This window comes from Pontibacillus sp. ALD_SL1 (genome assembly GCF_017355605.1).
Window position 1 is genome coordinate 1,630,924 of the sequence record NZ_CP062974.1, and the last position, 12,206, is coordinate 1,643,129.

Annotated in this window: 10 protein-coding genes; 9 read left to right on the top strand and 1 reads right to left on the bottom strand. The window is 40.0% G+C overall.

The window, feature by feature from the left end:
* Window positions 1-8: 8 nt before the first annotated feature.
* Window positions 9-281 carry a hypothetical protein gene (locus IMZ31_RS08215; RefSeq protein ID WP_207530039.1) on the top strand — a complete coding sequence of 91 codons (273 nt, stop codon included), beginning with the start codon at window positions 9-11 and terminating at the stop codon, window positions 279-281.
* Between the two features lie 102 nt (window positions 282-383).
* On the opposite strand, the gene IMZ31_RS08220 is transcribed toward IMZ31_RS08215, so the two are convergent.
* Entirely contained in the window at window positions 384-2,102 is a 1,719-nt protein-coding gene (locus IMZ31_RS08220; RefSeq protein WP_207530040.1) for an Rqc2 family fibronectin-binding protein, read from the bottom strand.
* Between the two features lie 92 nt (window positions 2,103-2,194).
* Here IMZ31_RS08220 and IMZ31_RS08225 point away from each other — a divergent pair, with 92 nt between their 5' ends.
* From IMZ31_RS08225 to priA, 8 genes are all read left to right on the top strand, one after another.
* The gene (locus tag IMZ31_RS08225; protein WP_207530041.1) at window positions 2,195-4,855 is read left to right on the top strand and encodes a calcium-translocating P-type ATPase, SERCA-type; all 2,661 of its coding nucleotides are present in this window, start codon (window positions 2,195-2,197) and stop codon (window positions 4,853-4,855) included.
* Between the two features lie 195 nt (window positions 4,856-5,050).
* Window positions 5,051-6,343: an NCS2 family permease gene (locus IMZ31_RS08230; protein WP_207530042.1), complete on the top strand. Its 1,293-nt coding sequence runs from the start codon at window positions 5,051-5,053 to the stop codon at window positions 6,341-6,343.
* A gap of 126 nt (window positions 6,344-6,469) precedes the next feature.
* Window positions 6,470-7,351, top strand: coding sequence for a YicC/YloC family endoribonuclease (locus IMZ31_RS08235; protein ID WP_207530043.1), 882 nt, complete (start codon window positions 6,470-6,472; stop codon window positions 7,349-7,351).
* 87 nt (window positions 7,352-7,438) lie between these two features.
* A complete protein-coding gene (gene remA, locus IMZ31_RS08240; protein WP_036778562.1) occupies window positions 7,439-7,702 on the top strand; it encodes an extracellular matrix/biofilm regulator RemA in 264 nt (87 codons plus the stop codon).
* Window positions 7,703-7,712: 10 nt separating this feature from the next.
* On the top strand, window positions 7,713-8,333 hold the full coding sequence (gmk, locus tag IMZ31_RS08245; RefSeq protein ID WP_207530044.1) for a guanylate kinase: 621 nt from the start codon (window positions 7,713-7,715) through the stop codon (window positions 8,331-8,333).
* Window positions 8,330-8,530 carry a DNA-directed RNA polymerase subunit omega gene (gene rpoZ, locus IMZ31_RS08250; protein WP_084599247.1) on the top strand — a complete coding sequence of 67 codons (201 nt, stop codon included), beginning with the start codon at window positions 8,330-8,332 and terminating at the stop codon, window positions 8,528-8,530. Before gmk ends, rpoZ begins: the two co-directional genes overlap by 4 nt.
* A 51-nt stretch (window positions 8,531-8,581) precedes the next feature.
* Window positions 8,582-9,787 (top strand): bifunctional phosphopantothenoylcysteine decarboxylase/phosphopantothenate--cysteine ligase CoaBC, encoded by a 1,206-nt coding sequence (gene coaBC / locus IMZ31_RS08255; RefSeq protein WP_207530045.1) that lies wholly within the window; start codon window positions 8,582-8,584, stop codon window positions 9,785-9,787.
* Window positions 9,784-12,195: a primosomal protein N' gene (gene priA, locus IMZ31_RS08260; RefSeq protein WP_207530046.1), complete on the top strand. Its 2,412-nt coding sequence runs from the start codon at window positions 9,784-9,786 to the stop codon at window positions 12,193-12,195. Before coaBC ends, priA begins: the two co-directional genes overlap by 4 nt.
* Window positions 12,196-12,206: the final 11 nt, after the last annotated feature.

Below are 12,206 nucleotides of genomic sequence, written 5' to 3' on the forward strand. Positions count from 1 at the left end.
GTGAGTTCATGTCTTTTAAAAAACAAGCCACAGTAATGATTGGTAACGCAGTGCTTGGAGTATTCACATGCTACTTATATCTTTATTTTTGGATATTCGTATCGATGGCCGCTCCTATTATAAATCTAAAAGCTTTTCTCAGTCTGATTATTTCTCTTACCTTATTTGGTGTGCTGAACGCCTCGTTAATTGGGAGAGAGCAAAAAATGGAGTGGCTGTATGCTAGTTTCACTTACCTAGGTGCCATCGTCCTATTTGTGGCGATTTTCTGGTTATTTTAATATATTTAAAGGCTTTGTTAATGTTCGTTGTTGATCATATCAGTTCCATATAAGCCCCTTGATGCGAAAAACTCGATCTTGCAAGGGCAAGATCGAGTTTTTTTAATCTTTTGCTTCGTTGTTTTTGAGGTCGCGAATGGCTGCTTCTTCAGGTGTTACAAATAGGGTTTTCTGGTTGTCATACGTTACAAAACCAGGTTTTGCACCGTTTGGTTTTTTCACGTGACGAATCAACGTGTAGTCGACTGGCACCGATGAAGAAGCTTTTGATTTACTGAAATAAGCTGCAAGTAAAGCTGCTTCTTGCAGGGTTTCTTCACTAGGGTCTTCACTTCGAATGACCACGTGTGAGCCCGGAATGTCTTTGGTGTGTAACCAATAGTCATTTCGGTTTGCCATGCGTGTTGTTACATATTCATTTTGCTTATTGTTTTTCCCGACTAGAATTGTCGTCCCATCGGAAGAAAAATATGTTTCTGGCTTAGGTGCTTGAGGTTTCTTTTTCTTCTTCTGTTGCGGTTTTGCCTTCATATAGCCTTCTTCTCGCAATTCTTCTCGAATTTCTTCGACGTCTTCTTCGCGAGCTGATTCGATTTGTTGAATCAGTTGGTCGAAATAAGCAATTTCCTCCTCTGCTTTTTGAATCTCTTTTTGAACAACCTCTTTCGATTTCTTCATCTTAGAATACGTCGCAAAGTAACTTTGCGCGTTTTCGCTTGGTGTTTTGTTAGGGTTTAACTCGATTGTGCGTTCGCCTTGCTCCGGATCGTAATAATCGACAACCGTCACGGATTTATCACCTTGTTTAACAAGATGAATATGAGCGGTCAGCAGTTCGCCTTGTCGCTGGTATTCATCTGCTTTTTCAGCTTTTTGAAGAGTCTCTTCGTGTTTTTTGATTTTACGGATGTTCTTATCTCGTTCGTTTTTCATGAAGCGAGCTAGATCGCCTGCTTGTTGCTTGACGCGGTCTCGTTCTGCTTTACCACTATAGTAAGCATCAAGAAGTTCGCTCACTGTGTTATACGTCTCTTTTTCAGCCTCCATTGATTCAAGTGGAAGAACATAAAAGTGTTCTTTCTTTCCTCTTAATAACTGAGGCGTGTAGTCATGATGAATAAGTTGAGACTGTACACGGCTGAACGTTTCTTGATAGGTAGTAGCAGAACCTAGGCGAGCGCGATAGCTGATCTCTGTAGCAATCATAGGTGAAAAGCCCATAAGAATGCTCATGATTTGTTTGTCCATACGACCAGAATTAAAGTCTAGTTTCTTCACAAAATCTTTAGGATCTAATGTGATTGGGTTCGTTTTTCCTTGATCAGGGGGTCTACGGTACGAATGACCAGGCAGTACTGTTCGGTAACTGCTTTGAGAAGGAGACACGTGTTTTATACTATCTAAGATCATGCCTCGCTCCTGATCAACTAAAATAATATTACTATGCTTACCCATGATTTCCATCACTAGGGTTTTAGTTCTTTCATCACCAATTTCGTCTTTTCCACGGACTTTTATTTGAATAACGCGCTCCATTTCAAGCTGCTCGATGGATTCAATAAATCCACCGACAAGGTGCTTGCGGAGTAGCATACAAAACATTGGCGGTTCTTTTGGATTTTGATACGTATCTTTTGTCATGTGCATTCTAGCGTAGGAAGGGTGTGCTGAAAGCAAGACAGAGTGATTCTTCCCTTGGCTTCGAATAGTGACAATAAGTTCGGTTTGCGTTGGCTGATAGATCTTCATAATTCGTCCGGGAGTTAACGAATCCATTAATTCGTGTGTGACTGCCCGGGTGACAACGCCATCAAAAGACATGGTAATCACCTCACAATATACCGATTATAGCATTTTTTTGGACGAGTCTGAATAGATATACCATAGACTCTCAGGTTCAGGAGGAATGTTACGTGAATTGGTATCAATATAATTTGGAGAATCTAGCACGAAAGCTAGATGTAGATATGAACTTGGGCCTTTCTTCTAAGCAAGCAGAGGAACGTCTAAAGAAACTAGGCCATAATGAACTAGAAGAAGGAAAGTCGGTCAGCGTCCTGTTATTATTCTTCCGCCAATTTCAAGATTTTATGGTTATTGTTCTTTTGGCTGCAACGCTTATTTCTGGATTACTTGGGGAGTATGTGGACGCGATTGCCATTATGGCAATTGTATTTGTTAACGCTTTGCTTGGTTTCTTTCAGGAGCAAAAGGCTGAGAAATCACTAGCAAAGCTTAAGGAGTTGTCCGCACCACATGCAGAAGTTTTGAGGGATGGAAACTGGGAAAAGGTGCATTCACGTGAGCTCGTAGTCGGAGATATTGTTAAAGTTACGAGCGGAGATCGAATTAGCGCTGACCTTCGTTTAATCACTGCATCAGGCCTTGAAGTAGAAGAGTCTTCTTTAACTGGAGAATCACTACCTGTATTAAAGCATACGAATGAATTAAAAGAAGGAAAGGTTGAATTAGGAGATCAAGGTAACATGGTTTTCTCAGGTACTCTAGCTACAAGGGGAAGTGGAGTTGGAGTGGTTGTGGGAACAGGGATGAAAACGGCCATGGGTCAAATCGCTTCTTTACTCGTCCAAACTAATCGTATGCCTACTCCACTTGAAAGAAAACTAGCTGAATTAGGAAAGATTTTAATTGTGACTGCTCTTCTATTAACAGCATTTGTAGTAATAGCAGGTGTATACCGTGGTCACCTATTGTATGAAATGTTTTTAGCTGGTGTTTCTTTGGCAGTGGCGGCGATACCAGAAGGGTTACCTGCAATTGTAACAGTAGCTTTGTCGCTAGGTGTTCAGCGTATGATTAAGAAAAAGGCTATAGTAAGAAAGTTATCGGCTGTTGAGACACTTGGCTGTGCTTCTGTCATCTGTTCAGACAAGACGGGAACAATGACTGAAAACCAAATGACTGTGAAGCAAGTAAGTACAATAGATGAACATTTTTACGTGACTGGAGAAGGATATGATCCGTATGGAGCTTTCTTTGATGGAAGAAAGGATGAAGTAAACGTAAAAGACATCCCCGGAGTAAGTCGCATGCTTCTTTATGGTTCGTTATGTAATCATGCTAGAGTTTTGCGTAAGGAAGATCGGTATGTTGTAAACGGGGACCCAACTGAGGGCGCTTTACGAGTGGTGGGCAAGAAAGCAGGGATTACAGAAGAAAATTTAGCAGAATGGGAAATAACATATGAAATTCCTTTTGACTCAGATCGTAAGCGCATGTCTGTAGTTGTTGAGCATCAAAATGGTGAACGCTTGGTTATTGTGAAAGGTGCACCAGATGTTTTGTTACCAAGAAGCACATCGATTTATTCATCTATGGGCAAACGGCCATTAAAGCAAGAGGATACACAGTTGGTTGAATTAAAGATTGGTGATATGGCGGATCAGGCGTTACGCACTATTGCAATTTGTTGTAAACCACTTAAAAAAGGTCAATCTTACAACGACTTCGAATTAGAAAAAGATTTAACTTTTATCGGCATTACAGGTATTATTGATCCTCCTCGAAAAGAAGTAAAGCGAGCCATTGAAGAGTGTCATCAAGCAGGGATAAAGACCGTTATGATTACGGGCGATCATGCGATGACTGCTCGAGCAATAGCGAGGGACTTAGAATTAATGCCAGATAATGGCCGAGTTATAGAAGGATCGAAACTTTCAACAATGAATGACGATCAATTGGAGTCAATAATAGAAGAAACGTACGTCTTTGCCCGAGTTACCCCTCAACATAAATTGCGAATCGTACAAGCTTTTCAAAAGCAAGGGCACGTAGTTGCTATGACAGGGGATGGGGTCAATGATGCACCTGCCATTAAGGCGAGTGACATAGGTATATCAATGGGACAAAGTGGAACAGATGTCGCAAAAGAGGCGTCTTCATTAGTCCTTCTTGATGATAATTTCGCTACAATCCGGTCAGCTATTCAAGAAGGACGAAATATCTACGAGAATATAAGGAAATTCATTCGGTATTTATTAGCTTCCAATGTAGGCGAAATATTGGTCATGCTTCTTGCAATGCTACTTGCTCTACCTTTACCTTTAGTACCAGTTCAAATTCTATGGGTGAACCTCGTAACAGATGGATTACCAGCTATGGCGCTTGGGCTTGATCGGTCAGAGGGGGATGTAATGAAGCGAGCCCCTAGAAATCCGAAAGAGGGGATCTTCGCCAGAGGGTTAGGATTCAAAATTATATCAAGAGGGTTTATGATTGGGATCGTGACTCTTATAGCTTTTATAATGGCGTATCAAGGGGATCCGGAAAGATTGTTATATGCCCAGACAATTGCGTTTAGTACGTTAGTAGTTGCGCAGCTCATCCACGTATTTGATTGTCGGAGTGAACGATCCATATTTGCCAGAAATCCTTTTTCAAACATTTATTTAATTGGTGCCGTCCTATCTTCGCTCCTATTAATGTTAGTCGTAATTTACTACGATCCTCTACATCCTGTATTCCATACCATGGACGTGCCATTACGAGATTGGATCTTTATAACAGGATTAGGTGCAGTTCCGACGATTCTATGGGGATTTTCTGAAAAATAAATGTAGTACTTTTACAAGCATTCTTCAATTGAAGGATGCTTTTTTGTTTTCTAATGTCTTTGTAAATGTAGCTTAATACTCACTTTACTAATAAATTTCTTAAATAAATTGTTATTTAGTATTGAAATATATCCTAAAAACGAATATTATTATCAATGTTTGTTATTATCATTCGTGAAAAGCAGGTGAAAGTAGTTGAATCGTTTTTTTAAATTACAAGAGAACCAAACGACAATCAAAACAGAAATCAACGCAGGAATTACAACATTCCTAACAATGGTTTATATTATATTTGTCAATCCGGTTATACTCGGAAATGCCGGGGTACCATCTGGACAAGTGTTTATGGCAACTATTATCTCAGCCCTTGTAGGTACTCTTCTCATGGCATTATTAGCTAACTACCCAATTGCTATTGCTCCTGGAATGGGATTAAATGCTTACTTTGTTACTGTAGTGACGAAATATGGGTTATCCTATAGCATTGTGTTTGGAGCGGTTTTCATTGCGGGTGTGATCTTCCTTTTACTCAGTTTCACAAGATTACGTGAGAAATTAATCGAAGCGATTCCGAACTCATTAAAGTTTGGTATAACATCAGGAATTGGCTTGTTTATTGCCTTTTTAGGTTTGCAATTTAGCGGTATTATTGTCGATGGAGGAGAAGCTGGGCTCTTAACACTCGGTGACCTTCAAGCCCCTAATACGCTTTTATCAATAGCTGGATTGTTTATTACGCTAATCTTAATGGCTCGAAATGTGAAGGGCGCTCTATTTTATGGAATTGTTATTACAGCGATTATTGCCTTCTTCACAGGTCAGCTTACGTTTAACGGCGTTGTTTCAATGCCTCCGGCTCCGGTATTCTTTGAAATGGATATAGCGGGAGTATTTACAGAAGGTCTTTACGCTGTTGTATTTGCTTTCTTATTGGTAACCATCTTTGATACTACAGGTACGCTTGTGGGTGTGGCGGAACAAGCTGGATTCATGAAGGACGGAAAGTTACCTAAGGCTAAATCAGCTTTGATGGCAGATGCAATTGCAACAACGGTAGGTTCTACATTTGGATCAAGTCCATCTACTGCTTACGTAGAATCAACATCAGGCGTCGCAGCAGGCGGGCGTACGGGTCTAACTTCTCTCGTTATAGCAGGGTTATTTTTCCTTTCTATGTTCTTCTCTCCATTTATTCAAGCTATTTCTGGAGTATCAGCTATAACGGCACCAGTACTAATTATTGTAGGGTGCTTTATGATGGAAGGGTTGTCTCGTGTTGATTGGAAGAGTTTCGACGAAGCATTTCCAAGTTTCATTATCATTTTAACGATGCCCCTTACTTCTAGTATTGCAACAGGGATTGCAATGGGCTTTATCACTTACCCATTACTAAAAGTAGTAAGCGGAAAAGGGAAAGAAGTTTCTTGGTTACTATACTTGTTTGGAATATTATTTGCTATTCAACTCGTGTTTTTCCCTGCTCACTAATAGTCAATTGTCATAGGAACTGCCCTTTAAAAAGGGCAGTTTTTGTTTTGATGACGTACAAGTTCTTTTATCCTGACTGGGTTATGTTAAAATGGGTATAATCTTGTAATAATAGGTGTGATGGATATGGTTAGAAGCATGACTGGATATGGGAGAAGCAGTAAAACATTAGATGATACAACGGTAACGGTAGAACTTAAAGCTGTGAATCACCGTTTTTTAGACATTTCCCCAAAAATGCCAAGGTCTCTCCTTTACCTTGAAGAAAAAGTAAAAAAAAGGTTGCAGTCTTCTTTCGCAAGAGGACGAGTTGAAGTGTTTATCACAGTTGAAGGAAATGCTTTAACTAAACGCAATGTAAAAACGGACTGGGACTTGCTAGATCAATACATAAAGCAGCTTCGAGAAGCTAAGGCTCGATATGAATTGGTTGAAGAAATTTCGATAAATGTCTTGACGAAGCTAGAAGATCTGTTTACTATTCAAGAGTTAGAGGAACACGAAGATCGTATGGAATCAATGATTCTTTCTTGTATAGATGAAGCAAGTGAGCACGTACTATCTATGCGAGTGCAAGAAGGGGATGCATTACGTCAAGATTTAAGAAACCGCGTAGAAACGGTTCTTTCAATTGTGGATGATTTAAAAAGCCGAAGACCAATCGTTGTTGATGAGACGAGAGAGCGTATAAAAGCGAAAATTGAAGAATATGCTCAAGCCGCCCTCCCTAGAGAGGATTCACGACTCCTCCATGAAGTTGGTATATTAGCTGAAAAAGGTGATATTGCAGAGGAAATTACTCGTTTGTATAGTCATGCAGAACAGTTTTTTACAACATTAGAGTTAAACGAGTCCATTGGACGTAAGCTTGATTTTATCGTTCAAGAAATGAATAGGGAAACGAATACTATTGGCTCTAAATCAACTGATTCAAAAATTAGTGAATGGGTAGTATTATTAAAGAGCGAAATAGAAAAAATAAAAGAACAAGTACAAAATGTTGAATAATGATTGAGTTTATCATAAAATTTTTCATATAATTATAGTATTCATATACAATCTTGAATGGTTTTAGATGATGAAGGAGGAGCCACATTGAGCTTACGACTAATCAATATCGGGTTTGGTAACGTAGTTTCCGCAAATCGTATCATTTCCATCGTGTCACCAGAATCAGCACCAATAAAAAGGATTATAACCGTTGCTCGGGATAATAATAAATTGGTAGATGCTACATACGGCCGCAGGACGCGTGCGGTAATTATAACTGACAGCGATCATGTCGTTTTATCGGCAGTTCAGCCTGAAACTGTAGGTGGACGTGTCACAAGTCATGACGATATGTCAGAAGAAGGGTAGGAGCTTTATTGTGATAGATGAGAAAGGGATTTTATTTATTTTGTCCGGTCCTTCCGGAGTTGGAAAGGGGACAGTAAGGAAGTCTCTTTTTGAAAAAGATACAGACCTAAGATACTCCATCTCTATGACGACACGAAACCCTCGTGAAGGGGAAGTAGATGGAGTCGATTATTTCTTTAAAAGCAAAGAAGAATTTGAAACACTAATTGAGAATAAAAAGTTGATTGAATATGCTCAATATGTGGGAAATTATTATGGAACACCTAAAGATTATGTGGAGCAACAATTAGAATCAGGGAACGATGTTTTTCTTGAGATCGAAGTTCAAGGGGCTTTACAAGTTAAAGAAAACTTTCCGCAAGGTGTATTCGTATTCTTGATCCCACCAAGTCTTGAAGAGCTTAAAGATCGAATTATTAGTCGTGGGACTGAAACAGAAGAATTAGTACGAAATCGTTTAGCAGCGGCTAAAGAGGAAATTGAAATGATGGATTATTATGATTATGTTGTTGTAAATGATCAAATTGACCGTGCGGTAGATACGGTTCAATCCATTGTCAGAAGTGAACACTGCAAACGTGACCGTGTAGCAAAACAATATAAACAAGCATTGGAGCGTGATGAATCATGATGTTAGAACCGTCCATCGATTCCCTAATGGAAACCATTAATTCTAAGTATACCCTAGTAACAATATCTGCTCGCAGAGCTCGTCAAATGCAAGAAACGAACAAGTATTTAATTGACTCATTTGACTCAAAAAAATACGTCGGCATTGCGCTTGAGGAAATCAAAGAAGGCAAATTGCATTATAAACACGAAGAATAACAACCTTACCAAGGTTGTTATTTTTATGTAGATGGGAAGGATGGGATAATCATGTTAAAAGGAAAGAAAGTCGTCCTAGGTGTTTCAGGTGGGATCGCTGCTTATAAAGCTTGTGCCTTAACGAGCAAACTTGTTCAGGCTGGGGCTGACGTTACTGTCATTATGACAAGTAGTGCCCAAGAGTTTGTTACGCCGCTAACGTTTCAAGCTTTATCACGAAACCCGGTTTACACAGATACATTTGATGAAAAAATCCCTGAACAAATATCACATATTGATGTAGCGGACTGGGCTGATTTAATTGTTCTTGCTCCTGCTACTGCAAATCTTTTAGGTAAAGTCGCAAATGGAATCGCAGATGATATGCTCACAACGACACTATTGGCTAGTGAAGCGCCTGTTTATATAGCGCCTGCAATGAATGTTCATATGTACGCCCATCCTGCCGTACAAGAGAACTTAAAAAGACTAGAAGCCTATGGTTACCAATTCATAGAGCCTGGTGAAGGGTATTTGGCTTGCGGTTATGTGGGGAAAGGTCGATTAGAAGAACCTGAAACGATCGTTTCCGTGTTAGAGGAACAAGTGAGCCCTTTCCTTCCATTAAAAGGGGAACGTGTGGTTGTTACGGCTGGCCCAACTAGAGAACGGGTTGATCCAGTTCGATTTTTCACAAACTTCTCAACAGGGAAAATGGGGTATGCTTTTGCCAGGAAAGCCAAGGAGCTAGGTGCTGACGTTACACTTATTTCAGGTCCAGTTTCCATTGATGCGCCTATTGGAGTTGAGGTCATCCAAACGGAGTCTGCTCATGATATGTATGAAGCCGTTATGAGAGAGCTTCCGAAATCGGATATTATCATTAAAACAGCTGCCGTAGCAGATTATCGTCCTGCAAACCCGTTAGACCAAAAGATGAAGAAGAAAGAGGGTTCTTTATCAATCGAGATGGCGCGAACAACAGATATATTAGGTGAAATTGGTAAGGTTAAAACGAATCAGTTTGTAGTCGGGTTTGCGGCTGAAACGACTGAACCGATTACTTATGCAAAGCAAAAACTAGTTAAGAAGAATGCAGACGCCATCGTTGTAAATAATGTTTCTGAAGCAGGTGCTGGTTTCGGAACTGATACAAATGTTGTTACTTATCTGAATAAAGATGGTTTGGAATGGAATCTGCCTCTTCAGTCTAAAGAAGATGTGGCTTATCAGATTCTCATACAAGTAGCTAATGAGCTGAAGGATGGTCGTACGTGAACATAGCTCGAGTTATAGTGGATGTACCTACAAGCCAAACAAACAGACCATTTGATTATAAAATACCTGACTCTTTATTAGGCGTTGTATCTCCGGGTATGAGGGTCATTATTCCATTTGGTCCTCGTAAAATCATGGGTTTTGTATTAGAAGTTACAGACCAAACAAGCTTTACACGATTGAAAAAAATTCAAGACGTTATGGATTTGACCCCTGTCTTAACTCATGAGCTTATTCAACTAGGAAGGTGGATTTCAGAGACAACGCTTTGTTTTTACGTTTCTGCCTATCAGGCTATGCTACCACAACTACTCAAAGCCAAATATGAGAAAGAGCTGTGGCTGCTAGCTGAACATGAAGAATTAACAGAAGATCTAGAGAGTTTGTTCGCTGGACGGGGTGTTATACCATATGAGGAGATTGAAGCTTCTTCTTTGTCCTACTCCCAAATCCAAAAGCGCATCCATGAAGGATTAGTAGAGGTTCATTATAAAGTGAAAGGAAAGGAAACGAAGAAAAAAGAAACCTATATCGTTCCGAATATTCCTCCACACCGCTTAGAAGAGATCTATCATGACACGCCCAAACAGGCTAAGAAACAACGCTTGATTCTGGCCTATTTTATTGAATATCCAGATGAAGCTTTACAGAAGAAATTATTAGAAGAGCTAAAAACGACAAGAGCATCCTTGAAACCCTTACTTGACAAAGAAATTTTAAAAACTGTTTATAAAGAAGTTTACCGGGATCCTTATCAACAACGAGAATATGAGCGTACTTCACCATTTCCGTTAACAGAAGAACAACAAGAGGCAATCGAGCCTGTTCTTGCTTCCATTGAAGAGAAGCGCCATGTTCCTTTCCTTCTTCATGGCGTAACCGGAAGTGGTAAAACGGAAGTGTATCTCCAATCTATCCAACAAGTACTCGATGATGGAAGGGAAGCTATTGTGCTAGTGCCTGAAATTGCTCTTACCCCACAAATGGTGGAGCGATTTAAAGGACGCTTTGGGTCAAGAGTCGCTGTATTACATAGTGCCCTATCTGCTGGAGAAAAGTTTGACGAATGGAGAAAAATTCAACGAAAGGAAGTGCAGGTTGTAGTTGGTGCTCGTTCTGCAATCTTTGCTCCTTTTGAGAATATTGGGATTATCATCATTGATGAAGAACATGAATCCAGTTATAAACAAGAAGACTACCCAAGGTACCATGCACGGGATGTAGCGATCGAACGTGGGAAATATCATCACTGCCCTGTTGTACTTGGCAGTGCCACACCAACACTTGAGTCTTTTGCAAGAGCACAAAAAGACGTCTATAAACTTCTTACATTAAAAAAACGAATGAACAATGCGAGTATGCCTGAAGTGGAACTTGTTGATATGAGAAAGGAATTACATGCAGGGAACAGATCCATGTTTTCTATACAACTTCGAGAGAAAATTGAAGATCGTATTCAAAAGGGAGAACAAGTTGTGCTGTTTCTGAATAGACGGGGTTACTCAACTTTCGTTATGTGCCGCGACTGTGGTGAAGTGAAAGAATGCCCTCACTGTGATATTGCTTTGACGTATCATCGAAAAGCAGAGCGATTGAAGTGTCATTATTGTTCTCATGAGGAATCAATGCCTACCACTTGTCCAAGCTGTGAGAGCGACACGATTCGTTACTTTGGTACAGGAACTCAGAAAGTGGAAGAGTCTCTTAACCAACTTATTCCAGATGCAAGAATCATACGAATGGATGTAGATACCACACGTCGTAAGGGCGCACACGAGAGACTTTTGACGAAATTTGCAGAGAAAGAAGCGGATATATTACTAGGTACACAGATGATTGCGAAAGGACTCGACTTTGGCAATGTTACGCTTGTTGGTGTGTTAGCAGCAGATTCGCTATTGCACCTCCCGGATTTCCGGTCATCTGAGAAGACGTTTCAACTTTTAACTCAAGTTAGTGGGCGAGCTGGTAGGCATACATTGCCTGGTGAGGTAATTGTACAAAGTTATACTCCTGAACATTACAGCATTGAGATGGCGAGTCAGTACGATTTCGAGTCGTTTTATAAGAAAGAAATGAAGATGCGGAAAACGTTCCGGTACCCTCCGTACTACTTTTTAACATTGCTCACTGTTTCCCATCCAAATCATTTGTACACAATGGATGTTACACAGAAAGTTGTACAGTTTTTACGTGATCATCTTTCGGACCAGGCCATTATTTTAGGACCGACACCATCACCGCTCACCCGGATCAAAGATAGATATCGGTATCAATGCATGATAAAATACAGAAATGAACCTACATTACACAAGGTCATGAATCGACTATTTCAAATACATGAGGACGCTATTCAACAAAAGGATTTGCAGCTCACAATCGATTTTCAACCGTACCAGCTAATGTAAGAAAGGAGATA